At 60.8% G+C, this 20,450-nt stretch carries 18 protein-coding genes; 6 read left to right on the forward strand and 12 right to left on the reverse strand.

What is annotated here, in order from left to right; translation table 11 throughout:
- Window positions 1–50 precede the first annotated feature (50 nt).
- On the reverse strand, window positions 51–2,177 hold the full coding sequence (locus DXT88_RS21300; RefSeq protein WP_265215950.1) for a xanthine dehydrogenase family protein molybdopterin-binding subunit: 2,127 nt from the start codon (window positions 2,175–2,177) through the stop codon (window positions 51–53).
- A 10-nt stretch (window positions 2,178–2,187) separates the two neighbouring features.
- The gene (locus DXT88_RS21305) at window positions 2,188–2,652 is read right to left on the reverse strand and encodes a (2Fe-2S)-binding protein (protein WP_265215951.1); all 465 of its coding nucleotides are present in this window, start codon (window positions 2,650–2,652) and stop codon (window positions 2,188–2,190) included.
- Window positions 2,653–2,860: 208 nt separating this feature from the next.
- Between DXT88_RS21305 and DXT88_RS21310 the strand changes: the two genes are divergently transcribed.
- Window positions 2,861–3,067, forward strand: a complete 207-nt coding sequence (locus DXT88_RS21310; RefSeq protein ID WP_016835354.1) for a hypothetical protein — start codon at window positions 2,861–2,863, stop codon at window positions 3,065–3,067.
- Between the two features lie 12 nt (window positions 3,068–3,079).
- On the opposite strand, the gene pcaF is transcribed toward DXT88_RS21310, so the two are convergent.
- From pcaF to DXT88_RS21325, 3 genes are read right to left on the reverse strand one after another with little or no spacing between them, the layout of a single operon-like run.
- The gene (gene pcaF / locus DXT88_RS21315; protein ID WP_265215952.1) at window positions 3,080–4,282 is read right to left on the reverse strand and encodes a 3-oxoadipyl-CoA thiolase; all 1,203 of its coding nucleotides are present in this window, start codon (window positions 4,280–4,282) and stop codon (window positions 3,080–3,082) included.
- A 26-nt stretch (window positions 4,283–4,308) separates the two neighbouring features.
- A complete protein-coding gene (locus DXT88_RS21320) occupies window positions 4,309–4,950 on the reverse strand; it encodes a CoA transferase subunit B (protein WP_265215953.1) in 642 nt (213 codons plus the stop codon).
- The gene (locus DXT88_RS21325) at window positions 4,947–5,639 is read right to left on the reverse strand and encodes a 3-oxoacid CoA-transferase subunit A (RefSeq protein WP_265215954.1); all 693 of its coding nucleotides are present in this window, start codon (window positions 5,637–5,639) and stop codon (window positions 4,947–4,949) included. The genes DXT88_RS21320 and DXT88_RS21325 overlap by 4 nt, the downstream gene beginning before the upstream one ends.
- Window positions 5,640–5,821: 182 nt before the next feature.
- On the opposite strand from DXT88_RS21325, the gene DXT88_RS21330 reads away from it, so the two are divergent.
- Window positions 5,822–6,703, forward strand: a complete 882-nt coding sequence (locus tag DXT88_RS21330) for an IclR family transcriptional regulator domain-containing protein (protein WP_265215955.1) — start codon at window positions 5,822–5,824, stop codon at window positions 6,701–6,703.
- A gap of 282 nt (window positions 6,704–6,985) precedes the next feature.
- On the forward strand, window positions 6,986–7,606 hold the full coding sequence (locus tag DXT88_RS21335) for a Crp/Fnr family transcriptional regulator (RefSeq protein WP_265215956.1): 621 nt from the start codon (window positions 6,986–6,988) through the stop codon (window positions 7,604–7,606).
- A gap of 72 nt (window positions 7,607–7,678) precedes the next feature.
- Here DXT88_RS21335 and DXT88_RS21340 read toward each other — a convergent pair whose 3' ends face one another.
- Window positions 7,679–9,334: an acyl-CoA synthetase gene (locus DXT88_RS21340; protein WP_016835360.1), complete on the reverse strand. Its 1,656-nt coding sequence runs from the start codon at window positions 9,332–9,334 to the stop codon at window positions 7,679–7,681.
- A 276-nt stretch (window positions 9,335–9,610) separates the two neighbouring features.
- Between DXT88_RS21340 and DXT88_RS21345 the strand changes: the two genes are divergently transcribed.
- Genes DXT88_RS21345 through DXT88_RS21355 form a run of 3 tightly spaced genes read left to right on the forward strand, consistent with a single transcriptional unit; the run spans window position 9,611 to window position 12,495 of the window.
- Window positions 9,611–10,336 (forward strand): nitroreductase, encoded by a 726-nt coding sequence (locus DXT88_RS21345; protein WP_265215957.1) that lies wholly within the window; start codon window positions 9,611–9,613, stop codon window positions 10,334–10,336.
- Between the two features lie 26 nt (window positions 10,337–10,362).
- Complete coding sequence (locus DXT88_RS21350; protein ID WP_016835362.1) at window positions 10,363–11,709, forward strand: MFS transporter; 1,347 nt, start codon at window positions 10,363–10,365, stop codon at window positions 11,707–11,709.
- Window positions 11,710–11,730: 21 nt separating this feature from the next.
- On the forward strand, window positions 11,731–12,495 hold the full coding sequence (locus DXT88_RS21355) for an SDR family NAD(P)-dependent oxidoreductase (protein WP_265215958.1): 765 nt from the start codon (window positions 11,731–11,733) through the stop codon (window positions 12,493–12,495).
- Window positions 12,496–12,538: 43 nt separating this feature from the next.
- Here DXT88_RS21355 and DXT88_RS21360 read toward each other — a convergent pair whose 3' ends face one another.
- The 6 genes from DXT88_RS21360 to DXT88_RS21385 all read right to left on the reverse strand — a co-directional run bounded on the left by DXT88_RS21360 (window position 12,539) and on the right by DXT88_RS21385 (window position 20,351).
- A complete protein-coding gene (locus tag DXT88_RS21360; RefSeq protein WP_265215959.1) occupies window positions 12,539–13,303 on the reverse strand; it encodes an enoyl-CoA hydratase in 765 nt (254 codons plus the stop codon).
- A 75-nt stretch (window positions 13,304–13,378) separates the two neighbouring features.
- Window positions 13,379–14,575, reverse strand: a complete 1,197-nt coding sequence (locus DXT88_RS21365) for an acetyl-CoA C-acyltransferase (protein WP_265215960.1) — start codon at window positions 14,573–14,575, stop codon at window positions 13,379–13,381.
- A gap of 44 nt (window positions 14,576–14,619) precedes the next feature.
- Window positions 14,620–17,007 carry a 3-hydroxyacyl-CoA dehydrogenase/enoyl-CoA hydratase family protein gene (locus DXT88_RS21370; RefSeq protein WP_016835366.1) on the reverse strand — a complete coding sequence of 796 codons (2,388 nt, stop codon included), beginning with the start codon at window positions 17,005–17,007 and terminating at the stop codon, window positions 14,620–14,622.
- 212 nt (window positions 17,008–17,219) lie between these two features.
- Window positions 17,220–19,010, reverse strand: coding sequence for an acyl-CoA dehydrogenase C-terminal domain-containing protein (locus DXT88_RS21375; protein ID WP_265215961.1), 1,791 nt, complete (start codon window positions 19,008–19,010; stop codon window positions 17,220–17,222).
- 41 nt (window positions 19,011–19,051) lie between these two features.
- Window positions 19,052–19,756 carry a TetR/AcrR family transcriptional regulator gene (locus DXT88_RS21380; RefSeq protein WP_265215962.1) on the reverse strand — a complete coding sequence of 235 codons (705 nt, stop codon included), beginning with the start codon at window positions 19,754–19,756 and terminating at the stop codon, window positions 19,052–19,054.
- A gap of 220 nt (window positions 19,757–19,976) precedes the next feature.
- Window positions 19,977–20,351 (reverse strand): RNA-binding S4 domain-containing protein, encoded by a 375-nt coding sequence (locus DXT88_RS21385; protein WP_265215963.1) that lies wholly within the window; start codon window positions 20,349–20,351, stop codon window positions 19,977–19,979.
- Between the last annotated feature and the right edge of the window lie 99 nt (window positions 20,352–20,450).

The raw sequence follows: 20,450 nt of genomic DNA on the forward strand, positions 1-20,450 counted from the left end.
TTTCCAGTGGAGGCGCTTCCTGCGTTTGTTGCATTTACTTCACGTGCTGCTCAAGCCGATTTGATATTGTCCGGCGACAGCGGAATCTTGCGCACGCGTTTTCCCGTCGCCGCGAACAACGCGTTCGCCACCGCCGGTCCGACCAGCGCCGTGGCCGGTTCGCCGATGCCGCCGGGCTTCTCGGTGCTCTTGACCAGCGTGACGTCGATGCGCGGCATCTGCGACATGCGGATCACCGGATAGTCATGGAAATTGGTCTGCTGCACGCGCCCCTTGTCGAGCGTGATTTCCGAGCCCAGCACCGACGACAGACCGAAAGCGATGCTCGATTCTATCTGCGCTTCCACCGTGTCGGGATTGACCATGCGGCCGAGGTCGGCGGCCACCCACATCTTGTGCACGGTGATCTCGTTGTCCTTCACCGAAATCTCCGCCACCTGCGCCATGTAGGTGTCGTAGCCTTCCATCAGGGCGATGCCGCGGCTGCGTCCTTTCGCCAGCGGCTTGCCCCAGCCCGCCTTGGTCGCCGCGATCTTCAGCACGTTGGCGAAACGCGGCTGCTTGTCCAGCATCGCCAGCCGGTATTGATAGGGATCCTTGCCGGCGGCGGCGGCCAGCTCGTCGATGAAGCTCTCGTTGGCGAAGGCGTTGAGCGCGTGGCTGACCGAGCGCCAGTAGCCGACGCGCAGGCCGCTGTCGTGCTCGATCAGTTCCTGCGTCATGTTGGGGATGTCGTAGCCGACCACCGCCGCTTCCGCCATGAAGGGATCGAGTGCGCCCTTGGGCAGACCGAAGGCGCGCTGCGTCACCGACTGCGAAGTCAGCTGGAAGGTCAGCGCGACCGGCTTGCCGGCCGCATCGAGTCCGGCCGCCATGCGATGGAAGGCCATCGGCCGGTAGAAATCATGGGTGGTGTCGTCCTCGCGGCTCCACAACAGCTTGACCGGCTTGCCGACCGCTTTGGAAATCTGCGCCGCCTGCACCGCGAAGTCGTATTCCAGACGCCGGCCGAAGCCGCCGCCGAGGAAGGTGGTCTGCACCGTGACGTCTTCCGGCTTGAGGCCGACCGCTGCCGCGACGTTGCCCTGCGTGCCCTGCTGGAATTGCGCCGGGCCGATCACCAGGCATTTGCCGTCCTTGGCATTGAAATCGGCAGTGAAATTCTGCGGCTCCATCGTTGCGTGCGCCAGCAGCGGCGACCAGTATTCGGCCTGCATGGTCCTGGCGGCGCTCTTCATGGCGGCATCGGCGTCGCCGGTTTTTTTGATCGGCGTCGGCGCATCCTTGGCGTTGCGGATGCCGTCCATCATCGAGGCATTGTCGATGGCGGCGCCCGCACCTTCATCCCAGGCGACGGTCACGGCTTCGCGCGCCTTCTTGGCACGCCAGTAGCTGTCCGCCACCACCGCCACGCCGTCGCGGATCTGCACCACGTCGATCACGCCCGGCATGGTCTTGGCCTTGCTCGCGTCAAAACTCACTACCTTGCCGCCGATCACCGGACACTGCTCCAGCGAGGCGTAGACCATGCCCGGCAGCTTGACGTCGATGCCGAACACTGCCGTGCCGTTGACCTTGCGCGGGGTGTCGAGGCGCTTGGTCGGCTTGCCGATGATCTTGAAATCCTTCGGGTCCTTCAACACCACGTCCTTGGGCACCGGCAGCTTCGATGCGGCATCAGCCAGTTCGCCGTAGGTCGCCTTGCGTCCGCCCGGACCGGTGACCTTGCCGTCGCCGGCCGTGAGCGTAGCGGCGTCGACGTTCCATTTCTGTGCCGCTGCCGCGACCAGCATGGTGCGCACCTGGGCGCCGGCCACGCGCAGCTTTTCCCAGCCGTCGCGCACCGAGGTCGAGCCGCCGGTGAGCTGGCCGCCGAGCAAGGCATTGGTATAGACCTCGCCGACCGGGGCGATCTCGACCTTGATCTTGCGGAGGTCGACGCCCAGTTCTTCGGCGATCAGCATCGGCATCGAGGTGTAGACGCCCTGGCCCATTTCGGAACGCGCGGAAATCAGCGTGATGGTGTTGTCGTCGGCAATGTGGACCCAGGCGTTGGGCGTGTGCAGCGTGCCGGCCGCCTGCGACACGCTGACCGCGCCCGGCAGGCTGACGCCGAGCGTGAGGCCGCCGCCGACCAGCGCTGTCGCTTTGAGAAAATCGCGTCGTGTGGTTGTCATGGCGATCTCCTCAGGCCTTGCGCATTTCAGCCGCGGCGCTCTTGATGGCGGCGCGGATGCGGTTATAGGTGCCGCAGCGGCAGATGTTGCCGCTCATGGCGTTCTCGATGTCGGCGTCGCTGGGATTCTTGTTGGTGCGCAGCAGCGCCGCGGCGCTCATGAGCTGGCCCGACTGGCAATAGCCGCACTGCGGCACGTCGTGCGCGATCCAGGCTTTTTGCAGCGGATGGGTATTGTCCTTGGACAGGGATTCGACCGTGGCGACCTTCTTGCCGGCGGCCGCCGATACCGGAGTCTGGCATGAACGGATGGGCGCGCCATCGAGCTGCACGGTACAGGCGCCGCAGAGCGCCATGCCGCAACCGAACTTGGTGCCGGTCAGGCCGATTTCATCGCGGATCACCCACAACAACGGCGTATCCGGTTCCGCTTTGACTGTGACTTGCTTGCCGTTGAGGTTGAAGCTGGTTGTCATCTTTTAACTCCTCCGACGTCCTGTTGGGTAGAACATCGGGGAAGACGTCACTCCATCCGGATGTCCGTGCCTGGCGCAACCGGGAATGCCGGGGAGAATGGTGCGGAGACAGTGTCGGAGTCGACCCGCCGGACCGCGCGGCGGGCAATCCCGTCTCGATTGCGTTTGCAGATCATAGGCTTATCCGCGGAAACTTGCAGGAGGATTTTTGCGCTATTCCCATCTGTATACGGCGATGGCGGCGCCGATACAGCGACCCGGCTATCAGGCCATCGGCGTGCTCAGTATCGCCGGCCCGTTGCAACGGCTCGACATGCGGCGCATGGAGAGCCTCGGCTCCGACCTGCTCGCCGCCGCACGGGAGTTGGCGGGCAACAGTCCGTCCTCGCCGATTTTCAACCAGTCGCGCGAGTAAGACAGCTTCCGATTACACCCGCTCGATGACCATCGCGATGCCCTGCCCCACGCCGATGCACATGGTGCACAAGGCGTAGCGGCCGCCGTTGCGTTCCAGCTGGTAAGTCGCGGTGGCGACCAGGCGTGCGCCGCTCATGCCGAGCGGATGCCCCAAGGCGATGGCGCCGCCGTTGGGATTCACGCGGGCGTCATCGTCGGCCACGCCGAGTTCACGCAGCACCGCGAGTCCTTGCGAGGCGAAGGCTTCGTTGAGTTCGATCACGTCCATCTGCGCGATGTCCAGCCCCAGCCGCGCCAGCAACTTCTTGCTGGCAGGCGCCGGGCCGATGCCCATGATGCGCGGCGCCACGCCGGCGGTGGCCATGCCGAGGATGCGCGCGCGCGGCTTCAGGCCGAACTTCTCCACTGCGTCGGCGCCGGCCAGCAGCAAGGCACAGGCGCCGTCGTTCACGCCGGAGGCGTTGCCCGCAGTGACGCTGCCGTCGGGTCGCACGATGGGCTTGAGTTTGGCCAGCGCTTCCATGCTGGTCGCGCGCGGATGCTCGTCCTGCGTCACGGTAATCGCCTCGCCCTTCTTTTGCGGAATGACCACCGGCACGATCTCTTGCGCCAGGATGCCGTTCTGCTGCGCGGCGGCCGCCTTGGCCTGGCTGCGCACGGCGAACTTGTCCTGGTCGGCGCGGCTGATCTTGTAGTCGTCGGCGACGTTTTCGCCGGTCTCCGGCATGGCATCGACGCCGTACTGCGTCTTCATCCGCGGATTGATGAAACGCCAGCCGATGGTGGTGTCGTAGATCGCCGCGTTGCGCGAGAAGGCGCTGTCGGCCTTGCCCATCACGAACGGCGCGCGCGTCATCGATTCCACGCCGCCGGCGATCATCAGTTGCGCCTCGCCGGACTTGATGGCGCGCGCGGCAATGCCGATCGCATCCATGCCCGATCCGCACAGCCGATTGATGGTGGCGCCCGGCACGTCCTGAGGCAGGCCGGCCAACAGCAGCGACATGCGCGCGACGTTGCGGTTGTCCTCGCCGGCCTGGTTGGCGCAGCCGTAGATGACGTCGTCCACCGCCTGCCAGTCGACCTGGGGATTGCGCTCCATCAGCGCGCGCAGCGGGACGGCGCCGAGATCGTCGGCGCGTACGTCTTTCAGCGCGCCGCCGAAGCGGCCGATCGGAGTGCGAACGGCGTCGCAGATAAATACGTCTGTCATGTCTTTCCTCGTCGCAGTCATATGGTTCAGGCAGCCGGGCGCAGCGTTGCGCCGGTCAGTTCCTGCAATTCGTCGAAGGACATTCCTTCGACGATTTCCAGCACCTGCAGACCCTGCGGCGTGACGTCGATCACCGCGAGATCGGTATAGATGCGATTGACGCAGCCGATGCCGGTGAGCGGGTAGGCACATTGATCGACGATCTTGCTTTCGCCGTTCCTGGTCTGGTGCTCCATCATCACGAACACCTGCTTGGCGCCGCTGGCCAGGTCCATGGCGCCGCCCACGGCCGGAATCGCATCCGGCGCGCCGGTGTGCCAGTTGGCCAGGTCGCCGCCGGCTGAGACCTGGAAGGCGCCCAGCACGCAGATGTCGAGATGGCCGCCGCGCATCATGGCGAAGGAATCGGCGTGGTGGAAATAGGCGCCGCCGGTCAGCAGCGTGACCGGCTGCTTGCCGGCGTTGATCAGGTCTTCGTCTTCTTCACCCGCCGCCGGCGCCGGACCCATGCCGAGCAGGCCGTTTTCGCTTTGCAGGAAAATTTCCTTGTCGGCCGGCAGGTAGTTGGCGACCTTGGTCGGCAGGCCGATGCCGAGGTTGACGTAAGCGCCTTCGGGAATGTCGCGGGCCACGCGGGCGGCCATTTGTTCACGGGTATAGCGGCTCATTGCGCGGCCTCCTGCAGGTTGCCTTGCGTGTTGGTTTGCACCACGCGTTGCACGAAAATGCCCGGCGTCACGATGACCTCGGGGTCGAGTTCTCCCAGCGCCACGACTTCGCTGACTTGCGCGATCGTGCATTTGGCGGCCATGGCCATGATGGGCCCGAAGTTGCGCGCGGTCTTGCGGTAGACCAGGTTGCCCCAGCGATCGCCGCGCAGCGCCTTGATCAGTGCGAAGTCGGCATGGATGGGCGACTCCAGCACATAGTGACGGCCGTCGATGAGGCGCGTTTCCTTGCCTTCGGCCAGCATTGTGCCGTAGCCGGTGGGACTGAAAAAGCCGCCGATGCCGGCGCCGGCGGCGCGGATGCGTTCGGCCAGGTTGCCCTGGGGCGTCAGTTCCAGCTCGATCTTGCCGGCGCGGTAGAGCGCGTCGAATACCTGCGAGTCGGTCTGGCGCGGAAACGAACAGATGATCTTCTTCACGCGTCCGGCCTTGAGCAGCGCCGCCAGTCCGGTTTCGCCGTTGCCGGCGTTGTTGTTGACAATGGTGAGCTCGCGCGCGCCCTGGGCGATGAGCGCGTCAATCAGCGCGGACGGCATGCCGGCATTGCCGAAGCCGCCGATCATGATGGTGGCGCCGTCGTGGATGCCCTCCACCGCATGTTCCATGGACTCAAAAGTTTTATCGATCACGATGCGTCTTTCTGAAGTGTGCCAATTCGAAATGTTCGATAATCGAACAAATAGTCATATTTCGCACATTCAGTGTAGAGAAATGGCGGTTTCATCGTCAATAAGCCGGGATCGGTTGTGTTCGTTCACCGCACGAATGTTTAGAATACGAATCCACTTCCCTCTTCCTCACCACCGAGACCATGCCTAGGACCACCGACAAGACCAGCAAGAAATCTCCGCCGACGACGCCGAAAGCCGGCGACGATGCTGCCGATACGATCCCTGCCGCCGAGCGCAGCCTGAGCATTGCCGAAGAAATCGACGCCCTCACCGATCCCAGCTTCATGACCTCGCTGGCGCGCGGCCTGGCGGTCATCCGCGCGTTCGCCGATTCGCGCCGCAGCCTGACGATTGCGCAGATCAGCCAGAAGACAGGCATCCCGCGCGCCGCCGTGCGCCGCTGCCTGCACACGCTGCGCCAGCTGGGTTATGCGGATGCCGACGTGAATAACTTTTCGCTGCGTCCGAAGATCCTGACGCTGGGCTATTCCTATCTCTCGTCGACGCCGTTGACGGTCTCGTCCCAGCCTTACCTCAACAACATCAGCCGCACGCTGGGAGAGTCCTGCTCGCTGGCGGTTCTGGACGACAGTGAAGTGTTGTACGTGGCCCGCTCGGCCGCGTCGCGCGTGATGTCGGTCGCACTCAACACCGGCAGCCGGCTGCCGGCGTACTGCACGTCGCTGGGTCGCGCTATGCTGGCGCATCTGCCGGAAGACCAGCTCAAGGCCTATTTCGGCAAGGTCAAGCTGCGCGCCATGACCGACAAGACGGTGGTATCGCAGAAGCGCCTGCGCGAGATCCTGGCCGGCGTGCGCGACGACGGCTATGCCCTGATCGATGAAGAACTGGAAGTCGGTTTGCGCTCGATCGCCGTGCCCGTGCGCGGCGCCGGCGGCAACGTGGTGGCGGCGCTCAATGTGGGCGTGCAGGCGACCCGCGTCAGTCGCAGGCAGATGGAAGAACAGTTCTTGCCCGTACTCAAAAGAGGCGCGGAGGAACTGTCGATTTTGTTGCCTTGATGCCGCTCTGCCTGAGGACCGTGCCGCGCTGCTCATATTGAGCATCGCCGCCAGCGCCGCCAGGCCCCACGGCGAGCTCATGCATTGCGACGCAGCATCGAAGTTGATACAGATTTTTGTAGTGCGGTGAAATTGTCTACGCCTCAGCAGTTGCATATTCACGTATATTGTTCGGCATCCTGATCTCTCTCATTTCCGCTTATCGCTAACATGCCGCTGTCCCCTGAACTCATCGCTTTCCTTAACAAGTCACGCTGGCCTGCCGAATTGACGGAAGACCAGATGGAGCGTTTGCGTCAGAATATTTTCGAAAAGTCATTTGCCAGCGGGACGATCATTTACCCGAGAGGGACGCCGGCAGATCACTGGTTCGGTCTGATTGAGGGCATGATAAAAGTGGACACGGTTTCGCAGGACGGGCGCTCAACGACCTTCGCCGGCGTTCCTGGCGGCGCATGGTTCGGCGAAGGCGCCGTTTTGAAGAATGAGCCGCGGCCCTATTCCATTGTGGCCATTCGGGATAGCAAGCTAGCCTTCGTTCCCAAGCAAACTTTTGAATGGCTCTTGTCGCAAAGCACATCCTTCAGCCGTTTTGTCATCGATCAATTGAATTGGCGCTGTGGATATTACGTTGCGCTGATCGAGAACCGCCGCCTGAGAGAAGCCTCCGCCAGAGTTGCATTCTGCTTGTCGGAATTGTTCAATCCTCAGTTATATCCATCGACAGAACAAGCCTTGCCTCTCTCCCAGGAAGAGATTGGAAGATTGTCCGGGCTCTCCAGACAAAATACGAATCGCGCATTGCGTGAACTCGCAGATATGAAACTGCTTTCCGTGGAATATGGTTCGGTGGTCATTCTCGATTTATCCCGGCTACGAGAATTTGCTCACCATGAAGAGTAAGCGCCACTGAGATGCAACACGATCCCGGAAAGGCAATTGAAAACGGCGCTTCCGAGAGCGCCGTTTGTGTCTTCAAGCCCTGGCCGGCTCGGTAATCGCAGTTCGACTTCCGACCAATTCTCTCAGGCGGAATTTCTGGATCTTTCCTGTTCCTGTTTTGGGAAGCTCGCAAAAGATCACCTGCTTGGGGCATTTGAAATGCGCCAATCGCTCACGGCAAAAAGCGATGATTTCAGATTCATCCGGTTGTTCAATGCCGGCTTTCAGTTCAATGAATGCACAAGGAGTTTCACCCCATTTCGCATCGGGTTGAGAAACCACCGCCGCAATCAGCACAGCGGGATGGCAATGAAGAACATCCTCCACCTCGACCGAGGAAATATTCTCCCCTCCGGAAATGATGACATCCTTCGAACGGTCCGTGATTTGCACGTATCCGTCCGCATGCACCACCGCTACGTCTCCGGTATGAAACCATCCGCCTGCGAAGGCATTTTCAGTCGCCTCTTCGTTCTTCAGGTATCCCTTCATGACGATATTGCCCTTGAGGAGAAGTTCGCCCTGGGTCTTCCCATCGAAGGGGACAGGCTCGAGAGTGTCGGGGTCCGCCACCATCAGTCCCTCCAGAGCGGCTGATCGATTGCCTTGCCGCGCCATTAACCGGGACTGCTCGTCTTTGTCGTACTGCGACCATGCAGGATTGATGTAGCAACTCACAGGAGTCCCGGAAGCCTCGGTAATCCCATACACATGTTCCACTTCAAAACCCAGCGCCAACACCGCCTTGAGAACTGCTGCCGGCGGTGGCGAACCGGCAGTCCGGACGCGTACGCTATGCGGTAGCGGCCGTTTTTCGGACTCGGGTGCACTGGCAATGGAAGACAACACAATCGGGGCGGCGCAGAAATGGTTGACGCCATGGTCTGCAATGGCGTCGAAGATATTTCTGGCAGTAACTTTACGCATGCAGACGTGGGTACCGGCAGCGGCCGTGATCGCCCAGGTAAAGCACCAGCCATTGGCATGGAACATCGGCAAGGTCCACAAATAGACCGGGTTGCGCGGCATCCCCCAGTCCGTCAGCTGCAGCATGCTCATCACGTACGTTCCGCGGTGGCTCGGTACAACCCCCTTGGGATCCGATGTTGTGCCGGAGGTGTAATTCAATGCAATCGCATCCCACTCGTCGGACGGCCATATGCCTTCGAAATCGGGGGCCCCCTCCTGAAGCAAGCTCTCATAGTCGAGTTCGCCAATCGCTTTCCCTGGAGGGGCTTCCACATCATTGATGTCGACAATCAGCGGCTTGTCCGGCATATCGGCAATTGCCCGCGATACCAACTCGGAAAATTCCCGGTCGACCAACAATATCTTGCACTCTCCATGCTGGAGAATGAAACGAACGCCATCCGAGTCCAGGCGACAGTTGATGCTGTTCAGCACTGCGCCGCTGAGAGGAATTCCAAAATGGGACTCAAGCATCGCGGGGGTATTCGGGGCCAGGATGGACACGGTATCTCCCGGCTGTACACCTCGCTTGACCAAGGCGCTGGCCAATCGTCGACAGCGACGGCGCGTTTCGCTCCAGGTCTGTTGAAAACTCCCATGGATGACGGCAATTCGGTCCGGGTATTGCTCTGCGCTACGGTCAAGAAAGTGTAAAGGGGTCAAGGGAACGTAGTTTGCGGGTGTGCGGGAAAGACCCTTCCCGTAGATGGATTGCTGCATTGCATGTCTCCTGAATTATAAAAATTCTGTGCGGCGATTGATCGCTCATGGTCTGGGGACGAGCCATTGTTTCTCGTCCCAGGCAGCCAATGTAGAGGTGGAATGCAACAAGAGACTGTCTCAAACAAGACATTGCCCTTAATTTAAAACATCGCGTCGCCATCAATGTCTTGTTCAAGACAATGTCTTGAACAAGACAACACGGATTCGACATCGCCACTAATCTCCGCCCATACGCCGACATCGCTCGGCATCAAAAATAATCAGGAGACGAAGATGGATCGTGCGGGACTTCCCCCAGCCATTGGCGAAGACATGCTGCGCGCAGCAGTCGAATGGGCAATCGCTTCGCGGCGCAGCATTCGCGCTTTTCTTCCCACCGAGGTGCCGAGGGAGCAAATCGAAGACATCCTCAACATCGCCAGATTCGCCGCCACCGGAGTGAACCTGCAACCATGGCGCGTGCATGTCGTGACCGGCGACGCCAGGGAAAGACTGTGCTCTGCCATTCACACGGTTGACAACGATCCTGCTCTGGCCGCTCAGCATCAGGATGAGTGGGACTACTACCCAACAAATTGGATATCTCCGTACATCGACAGGCGACGCGACGTTGGCTGGAATCTCTACGGGCTTCTGGGGATCCAGAAGGGCGACAAAGAGCGCATGCATGCTCAGCACGGCCGCAACTACTCCTTCTTCGATGCACCCGTCGGCTTGATCTTTACGGTCAATCGCGTGATGCGGCAGGGAAGCCTGCTCGATTGCGGCATGTTCATGCAGAACATCATGGTCGCCGCAAGAACACACGGTCTGAGCACCTGTCCGCAAGCCGCGTTCATGAAGTACCACAAGATCATCTCTGCCGAACTCGAATTCACCGCAGACGAAATGCTCGTTTGCGGCATGAGTTTGGGCCACGCGGCACCAGAAAAAATTGAAAACACCTTGATAACCAAACGCGAAGGAGTGGCTTCATTCACCAAGTTTCACAACAGGTAGCACCCACAATAAAACCGGAGGACGACATGCAACAGATTGACGTAATCAAATTGGCCAATGAAGCCAAATTCAATAAATTCCATCGCTTGATTCTGTTCTGGGGCGTGCTGATTCTCGTCCTGGACGGCTATGACCTGGCCGTCGTAGGTGCAGCACTTCCGTCCATCATGAAAGAGATGGGTGTCGATGCGTCGAGCGCCGGCTTCATGGCCAGTTCGGCCTTATTCGGCATGATGTTCGGTGCGATGTTTTTCGGCACATTGGCGGACAAGATTGGCCGCCCACTGATGCTGGCGGTCGGCGTAGGGACATTCAGTGTCTTCACTGCGGCGGCCGGCCTCGCACACGATCCGATAAGCTTCAGCGCTCTTCGCTTCCTGGCCGGCTTGGGCATTGGTGGAGTACTGCCGGTGGTCACTGCACAAATGGGCGAATTTTCGCCCGTAAAAGTTCGTGCTCGTCTCGTCACCCTTGTGTTCGCCGGATATTCTGTCGGCGGCGTCCTGGTCGCCCTGACCGGAAAACAGCTCATTGAGTCGTATGGCTGGCAATCGGTCTTCTTCGTCGCCGGTCTCCCTGTGCTGCTCATCCCTTTCATTCTGAAGACGATGCCTGAGTCGATGGCAACGCTGCACAGGAAAGGGCGTCAAGCCAGGCTGGCGGAAATTGCACTGAAAATCAATCCGGCACTTCGTTTGAACGGCAACGAGGAATTCATCCTGCCAGTCGCCGAACGCGTGGCCAATGCACCGGTGAAGATGCTTTTCGCCAACGGTCGCGGCTTCAGCACCTTGATGATCTGGGTCGCTTATTTCACCGGTCTGTTCATGGTCTATTCCCTGAGCTCGTGGCTGACCAAACTCATGGCGATGGCCGGTTACAGCCTGGGCTCCGCATTGAACTTTGTCCTGGTGTTCAACTTCGGCGCCATGGCAGGCGCCGTCGGCGGCGGCTGGCTCGGAGACAAATTCAACATCAAGCATGTGCTCGTTGCCTTCTACGTCGTGGGAGCCATTTCGCTGACCTTGATGGGATTCACCAAGGAGACCTGGTTGCTGTTTGCAGTCGTCTTCGTCGTTGGCGCCTCCACCCTTGGCACCCAGCTTCTGGCGTATGCATACGCGGGCGAGTTCTACCCGGTGGCTATCCGCTCCACCGGTGTCGGTTTCGCATCGGGCGTCGGGCGTCTTGGCGCAATCATTGCCCCAGTTCTGATTGGTGCATTGGTCACATTGAAACTTCCCCTGGAACAGAACTTCCTGGGCATCGCCGTGGCCGGCCTGATAGGCGCTGTTGCTGTGATGCTCATCAACCATGACCTTTCCGGAGCCAGGTCGACTACGGGACCGTCTTCGCAAACACAAACCGTTTGATGTAAAACTTAAGGAACAGAGATGGGAATCAAGGCTGGTGTATATGTCGTAACCGGAGGAGCATCGGGACTCGGGTCTGCCACTGCGCGCGCAATTGTCGCTGCGGGAGGCCTGGTCGTTCTGGCGGATGTGAATCCGGTTGCAGGAGCCAAAGCGGAAGCTGCACTCAGTGGGCACGCCAAGTTCATTCAAACCGACGTCACGAGCGAGAGTAGCGCCGCAGAGGCTTTCGCGGTTGCCAAATCCATGGGGAGTGTAGTCGGCCTCATCAACTGCGCCGGCATTGCACCAGCTGAGAAAGTATTAGGCAAGGAAGGTGTTCACCGGCTGGAAAGCTTTGTGCGTGCGGTGAACATCAACCTGATCGGCACCTTCAATATGGCGAGGCTTGCGGTTGAAGCCATCAGTGAGAATGAACCGTCTGGAAACGGAGAGCGAGGCGTCATCATCAATACCGCTTCCATCGCGGCGTTCGATGGCCAGGTCGGCCAGGCCGCTTATGCCGCCTCCAAAGGCGGAGTGGTCGCCATGACGTTGCCGCTGGCCAGGGAGTTGTCGCGATATGGCATCCGGGTGATGACCATCGCGCCCGGCATCATTGAAACGCCGATGATGCTCGACATGCCGGCTGAAGTCCTTTCCTCTCTGGGGAAAATGGTCCCGTTTCCACCTCGTCTGGGCAAGCCTTCAGAGTTCGCCTCGCTCGTGGAACACATCCTGGAAAACCGATACCTGAACGGCGAAGTCATCCGCATGGACGGCGCGCTGCGCATGGGTGCGAAGTAGCAATCCCTGCCGAAGCGAACAGCATCGTAGCTCTCCGTGATATTCAGGCGAACTTGCTAAAATCCGGTCGCCGTTTTTCAAAAAATGCCGTGAAGGCTTCCTTGGCTTCCGGCGCGGTCAGCATCTTTGCGAAGTGTTCGATCTCGGCCGCCATCTGCGCTTCGGTGGCGGCGACGCGGTTCTTCTTCATCAACTGCTTGGTGACGCGCACCGAGCTGGCCGGCAGTGCGGCAAGCTTGGCGGCCTGCTTTTGGGCGAACGGCAGCAATTCCTCCACCGTCAGCACGCGGTTGACGATGCCCATGGCGTGCGCTTCGGCGGCGTCGAAGGGCTCGCCCAGCAGCAGCTTTTCGGCGGCGCGCTGGTAGCCGGCGATATGCGGCAGCAGCAGCGATGAGGCGGCTTCCGGGCACAAACCCAGTTGCGTGAACGGCATCGAGAACTTGGCGTTGTCGGCGGCATAGACCAGGTCGCAATGCAGCAGCAAGGTAGTGCCAATGCCGACCGCAGCACCCGACACGGCGGCCACGATGGGCTTGCCGACGTGACTGATCTCCCACAGGAACTGGAACACCGGCGCGTCCTTGCTGTTGGGCGGATTTTTGAGGAAGTCCTCGAGGTCGTTGCCGGCGGTGAAGATCTGCGGCTTGCCGGTGAACAGGATGGCGCGCACCGCGTTGTCGGTTTCGGCGTCCTTGAGGGCGTCGGCCAACTGCTGGTACATCGCGGCGGTGATGGCGTTCTTCTTTTCTTCGCGGTTGAAGGCGATGGTCAGGACGCCGTTGCTTTTGGTGAGTTCGATTTCCATATGTCTCCGATAAAAAAAGCCGCACGGCCAATGACTGTGCGGCTTGATTCCTAGCTTTGTCGTTTTGGTTCTGGCTTACATGCGTTCGAAAATACCTGCGGCACCCATGCCCGTGCCGACGCACATCGTGACCATGCCGTATTTCAGGTTCTTGCGACGCATCGCGTGGATGGTGGTCGCTGCACGAATCGCACCGGTCGCGCCGAGCGGATGGCCGAGTGCAATCGCGCCGCCCATCGGGTTGACCTTGGATGGATCCAGGCCCAGATCCTGAATCACGGCCAGCGCCTGCGCCGCGAAGGCTTCGTTGAGCTCAATCCAATTCAGCTGATCCTGGGTGATGCCGGCCGCGCGCAGGGCGACGGGGATGGCTTCCTTCGGACCGATGCCCATGATTTCCGGCGGCACGCCGCGTACGGCAAACGAGGCGAAACGCGCCAGCGGGGTCAGGTTGAATTGCTTGAGGATCTTTTCGCTGACCAGGATCAGGGCGCCGGCGCCGTCCGAAGTCTGCGAGCTGTTCCCCGCGGTAACGCTGCCCTTGGCGGCGAACACCGGCTTCAACTTGGCCAGTGCTTCGATGGTGCTGTCGGCGCGCGCGCCTTCGTCCTTGCTGGCGGTGCGGGTCTTGATGTCGATCTGGCCGGTAGCCAGGTTGGGGAAGCGCTCGATGATGTCGACCGGGGTCGTTTCATCATTGAATTCGCCGGCCAGTTGCGCAGCGATGGCCTTCTGATGCGACGCCAGTGCGAAAGCATCCTGCGCTTCGCGCGAGACCTTCCATTGCTGGGCGACTCTTTCTGCGGTCAGGCCCATGCCGTAGGCCATGCCGATGTTTTCGTCCTTGAACGCGCCCATGTTGACCGATGGATGAAAGCCCATCATCGGCACCATCGACATCGACTCGGCGCCGCCGGCGATCATGACGTCGGCCTGGCCGACGCGAATGCGGTCCGCTGCCATCGCAATCGCGGTGACGCCGGATGCGCAATAGCGGTTGATGGTCACGCCGCCGATGGTGTTCGGCAAGCCGGCCAGCAGCACGGCGTTACGCGCCATATTGAGGCCTTGCGCGCCTTCAGGGAAAGAACAGCCGATGATGGCGTCTTCGATCAGTTTCGGATCGAGGCCCGGGACCTGGGCAATCGCAGATTGAATCGCGCGCACCAGCAGGTCGTCCGGGCGCACGTTCTTGAACATGCCGCGCGGCGCTTTGCCGATCGGGGTGCGCGTCGCAGCGACGATGTAGGCGTCTTGAAGTTGTTTGGTCATTTATGGCTCCTGATTTTCTATGTGGATGCGTGCAGTCGCGTGCATTAGTTACGAACCGGCTTGCCGGTTTGCATCATCCCCATGATTCGTTCCTGGGTCTTCGGATGGTTCAGCAGTTCCATGAACGCCTTGCGTTCCAGGTCCAGCAACCATTGTTCGTTGACCACGCTGCCCTCTTCGACTTCGCCGCCGCTGACGATCTCGGCGATCATCTGGCCCAGCTTGAAGTCGTGTGCGGAAATGAAGCCGCCGTCGCGCATGTTGACCAGTTGCGCCATGATGGTGCCGACGCCGTAGCGACCCACCACCGGCACTTGCGGCGCCAGCGCCGGACGGTAGCCGGAATCGGACATCGCGCGTGCTTCGACCTTGGCCACGTGCAGCAATTCGTAAGGATTGAAGACGATCACGTCATCCGCCTTGAGGTAACCCAGCTTGCGTGCTTCCAGCGCCGACTTGGAGACGTTGGCGGTGGCCGCGGCCAGCATGTAGTCCTTGAGGAACTGCAGGATGTCGTTGCCCTTGGCTTCCCTGGCGGCGCGCACGGCTGCTTCTTTCAGACCGCCGCCGGCCGGGATCAGGCCGACGCCGACTTCCACCAGGCCGATGTAGGATTCGATCGAAGCAACACGCTTGGCCGTATGCAGCAGCAATTCGCAACCGCCGCCCAGCGCCAGTCCGGCAACCGCAGCGACGACCGGCACGTTGGCGTACTTGAGGCGTTGATGCGCCTGTTGCAGGTGATGCACGACCGGCTCGATGGCCTTGACGCCGCCCGACATGAACAGCGGCAGCATCGATTGCAGGTCGGCGCCGGCCGAGAACGCGCCGCCTTCGGCTGCATCCGCGTGCCAGATCACCAGGCCCTTGAAGTTTTTCTCGGCTTCGTCGAGGGCTTTGTTGATGCCGTCGATGACGCCCTGGCCGATGACGTGCATCTTGGTCTTGAAGGACAGGATCAGGACGTCGTCGTTCTGATGCCAGATGCGTACCGAGTCGTCTTCGAAGAAGGTGGTGCCGGCAGTCTTGCCATCGGCCGCGCCTTCGCCGACCAGCGGTGCGCGGAAGGCCTGGCGTTGGTAGACCGGCAGTTCGGAACGGGCAACGTTGGTTTTCTTCGATGGCGACCAGGAACCCTGTGCGCTGTGGACACCTTCACGGCCATCGAACACCCATGCCGGCAGCGGCGCCGTCGACAATGCCTTGCCGGCGTCGATGTCTTCCTTGATCCAGGTGGCGACTTGCTGCCAGCCGGAAGCCTGCCAGGTCTCGAACGGACCGACGCTCCAGCCGAAGCCCCAGCGCATGGCGAAATCGAGGTCGCGCGCATTGTCGGCGACGGTTTCCAGATGCACGGCGATGTAGTGGAAGGCATCGCGGAAGATCGCCCACAGGAACTGGCCTTGCGGATTGGTGGAATCATGCAGCGCCTTCATGCGCTTGACCGGATCCTTTTCTTTCAGGATGCGCGCAATGATGTCGTCGGCCTTGCCGCCGCCGGGGACGTAGTCGCCCTTGGCCGGATCGATGCGCAGGATGTCCTTGCCGACCTTCTTGTAGAAACCGGCGCCGCTCTTCTGGCCCAGCGCGCCCTGCTCGACCAGCTTGGCCAGCAACGGCGGCGTCGCATACGAGGAGAAGAACGGATCGTCCTTCAGGTTGTCCTGCATGGTCTTGATGACGTGGCCCATGGTGTCCAGGCCGACCACGTCCGCAGTGCGGAAAGTGCCCGACTTGGCGCGACCCAGCTTGGCGCCGGTCAGGTCATCGACGACGTCGACCGACAGGCCGTATTTTTCCGCTTCGATGACGGTGGCCAGGATGCCGAACACGCCGACGCGGTTGGCCACGAAGTTGGGCGTATCGAATGCGCGCACGACGCCCTTGCCCAGCGTGGTGGTCAGGAAGGCTTCGAGCTGGTTGAGGATTTCCGGATTGGTGGTCGCGGTCGGAATCAGTTCGACCAGGTGCATGTAGCGCGGCGGGTTGAAGAAGTGCACGCCGCAGAAGCGCGCTTTCAGTTCGGCGTCGAAGCCGTCCGACAGCGCGGTGATCGACAGGCCGGAAGTGTTGGAGGCGAAGATCGCGTTCGGTGCGATGTGCGGTGCGACCTTCTTGTACAGGTCGTGCTTCCAGTCCATGCGCTCGGCGATGGCTTCAATGATCAGGTCGCAACCCTTGAGCAATTCGATGTCGTCTTCGTAGTTGGCGACCTGGATCAGCGATGCATCTTCCTTGTTGCCCAAGGGCGCGGGGCTGAGTTTTTTCAGGTTTTCAATGGCGCGCTGGACGATGCCGTTTTTCGGGCCTTCCTTGGCCGGCAGGTCGAACAGGACGACCGGCACCTTGGCGTTGATGCAGTGCGCTGCAATCTGGGCGCCCATCACACCCGCGCCGAGAACGGCTACTTTTTTGACGATGAAGTTGGACACGCGTGTCTCCTTTTAGTGATGCAGAAATGAGGTCTGGCTAATCAGGAAGCGGAGGACATGACGACAAACCCGGAAAACCCCGACGGCTTGCGACACTCTACGCCTTCCCGCAATTTTTTACAGCATGCTGTGCAGTGATGACAGCAGCGTGACGGCGAGGTTCTGGAAACTTGCCTCGGCGTGACTGCACAGCTTGCCGGTTGAACGGTGACTTAGAACAGGTCCGCGTCCAGCGCCATCAGGTTGGCCGAGCCCGAACGCGCCTGGCGGATCAGGGTTGCAGTTTCCGGCAGCAGGCGGGCGAAGTAGAAGCGTGCCGTGGCCAGCTTGGACTTGTAGAAGCTGTCGCCGGAATCCTGCTTCTCCAGTGCGATCTTGGCCATTTGCGCGAAGAAGTAGGCGTAGACCAGATGGCCCACCACGCGCAGGTATGGCACCGCGGCGGCGCCCACTTCGTCCGGATTCTGGAACGCCTTCATGCCGATTTCCATGGTCAGCTTGGACACCTTGTCGCCGATGTCGGCCAGCGGCGAGATGAACTCGGACATGGCTTCGTCGGTGCCGTTGTCTTCGATGAAGGCCTGCACTTGCGCGCCGAACTTTTTCAATTTTGCGCCGTTGTCCATCAGGATCTTGCGGCCCAGCAAATCCAGCGACTGGATGGTGTTGGTGCCTTCATAGATCATGTTGATGCGGGCGTCGCGCACGTATTGCTCCATGCCCCATTCGGAGATGTAGCCGTGGCCGCCGTAGACTTGCAAGCATTCGGAGGTGGCGATCCAGGCATTGTCGGTTATGAAGGCCTTGACGATCGGCGTCAGCAACGCGACCTGGTCGGCGGCTTCCTTGCGGACTTCTTCGTCGGGATGATTCAGTTCCTTGTCCAGTTGCAGCGCGACGTAGGAGCAGAATGCGCGGCCGCCTTCGGCGTAGGCCTTGGCGGTCAGCAGCATGCGGCGCACGTCGGGGTGCACGATGATCGGATCGGCGGCCTTGTCCGGCGCCTTGACGCCCGACAGGCTGCGCATCTGGATGCGGTCCTTGGCGTAGACCAGCGCGTTCTGGTACGCGACTTCGGTCAGGCCCAGGCCTTGCATGCCGACGCCCAGGCGGGCGGCATTCATGAACACGAACATCGCGTTCAACCCCTTGTGCGGCCCGCCGATCAGCCAGCCGACTGCGCCGTCCAGGTTCATCTGGCAGGTGGCGTTGCCGTGGATGCCCATCTTTTCTTCGATGGCGCCGCAGGCGATCGGGTTGCGCGCACCCAGCGAACCGTCGGCGTTCGGCATGAATTTCGGCACGATGAACAGCGAGATGCCCTTGGAGCCTTGCGGTGCATCCGGCAAGCGCGCCAGCACCAGGTGGACGATGTTGTCGGACATATCGTGCTCGCCGGCGGAGATGAAAATCTTGCTGCCGGTGATCTTGTAGGAACCGTCGGCCTGCGGCTCGGCCTTGGAGCGCAGCATGCCGAGGTCGGTGCCGCAGTGGGCTTCGGTCAGGCACATGGTGCCGGTCCACTCTCCGGAGATCAGCTTCGGCAGGTACAGCGCTTTTTGCTCGTCGGAACCGTGCGCGTGGATACATTCGTAGGCGCCATGCGACAGGCCGGGATACATGGTCCAGGCCTGGTTCGACGAATTCAGCATTTCGTAGAAGGAGTTGTTCATCACCAGCGGCAAGCCCTGGCCGCCGAACTCCGGATCACAGGACAATGCCGCCCAGCCGGCTTCGACGTACTGCTTGTAGGCTTCCTTGTAGCCCTTCGGCGGCGTGACGGTCTTGGTTTCCTTGTTGTAGGTACAGCCTTCGCGGTCGCCCGAATGGTTCAGCGGGAACAATACCTGCGAGGTGAACTTGCCGCCCTCTTCCAGCACCTGGTCGATCAGTTCGCGGTTGGTGTCGGCGTGCGCCGGCAAGGTCTTGAGGACGTCTTCGACCTTCAGCAGCTCGTGCAGAACGAATTGCATGTCGCGAAGGGGGGCGTTGTATTGGGGCATGGTTGTCTCCGGCGGAACTGATAGAAATAATTCTGACTAAATCAAGCTGCTTTTTTTGCAGGCGGTTTTGTGGTTTTGCTGCTGGCGGTCTTGGCAGACGCGGAAATCTGCGGCACTTGCGGGTTGCGGTAACTGTCGATGAGGCGATCGAAACCGGCCTGCGCGCGTTCCACGCTGCCCGGGATCTTGAGGAAGCGTGCATCGTGATGCAGCGCCAGGATCAGGCCGTAGATTTCGTAGACCATCTGCTCGACATTGATGTCGCTGCGCAGGTGGCCCATTTCCATCGATTGATTGATGCAGCGGTGCAGCGCGTCGCGCCATGCCTGCACCATCGCCACCAGGTGATCGCGGATGGCGCCGGGACGGTCGTCGTATTCGACCGCGCCGCTGATGTAGATGCAGCCGAGCGCGATTTCCACGCTGACCAGCTTGACCCAGCGCGCGAACATGCCTTGCAGGCGCTGCAGGCCGCGCGGCTCCTTGATGCTGGGATAGAAAACTTCCTGCTCGAAACGATGGTGGTACAGGCGCACCACTTCGATCTGCAGGTCTTCGCGCGAGCCGAAATGGGCGAACACGCCGGATTTGCTCATCTTCATTTTTTCGGCGAGCAAACCGATGGTGAGGCCCTCAAGGCCGTCGCGGCTGGACAACTCCAATGCCATGTCAAGAATCGCGGCGCGCGTGAGCTCGCCCTTGCGCATGAACTTCGGCCGTGTCACGGATGATGATGTCTCAATCATTGCTGTATCTCGGAAAACGCCAACTTTTGGGTCTGCTGCACCGGGGTTTATTGTTGTCTTCGGCCTACCTGGGCAGCGCAGAATTTTTTATACGAACGGTCGTACTATTATTCATTGCCTGGTAAATGTCAAACGAAAAGTGAGGGCGTCATCAAATTGCAGCGAGGGCGGTGCTTGCGGGCCGGCAAGATCGCGATTTATCGCCGGCGGCGATGAGGCGTCAGGAGGACGATTGATCGAGCAAACGGCGGTCGCGCTTGGTCGGACGGCCTTTGAGCGCGGCCGTCGGTTCCTTGAAGAAATGGTTCTGTTCGGCAAGCAGGCGGCGCTTTTCCACGCTGGCGGCGGTTTCGCCATAGAGCCCCTGCGCCACGGCAGCCGAACCGCGCTTGTCCGAAATGGCGCAGACCTGGACTTCCCATTCGGTGGCGCCGTTGTCGATCTGCAGCATGTCGCCGGCCTTGACGCCATGCGAAGGCTTGGTGCGCTCGCCGCGCAGCTTCACCTTGCCGCGCTCGACGGCGTCGGTGGCCAGCGAACGCGTCTTGAAGAAGCGCGCCGCCCAGAGCCATTTATCGATGCGGGTGGTGTCCATGCCGGTTCAGATGAAATCGTGTCAAATGAAAATGCCGGCCCTGGAAGCTTCCGCAAGGCCGGCATGTTCTGCTGCATATGTTGCTCAGGGGCGCGCCAG

It is taken from the genome of Herbaspirillum lusitanum (assembly GCF_026127345.1).
Taxonomy (GTDB): Bacteria; Pseudomonadota; Gammaproteobacteria; order Burkholderiales; family Burkholderiaceae_D; genus Herbaspirillum; species Herbaspirillum lusitanum.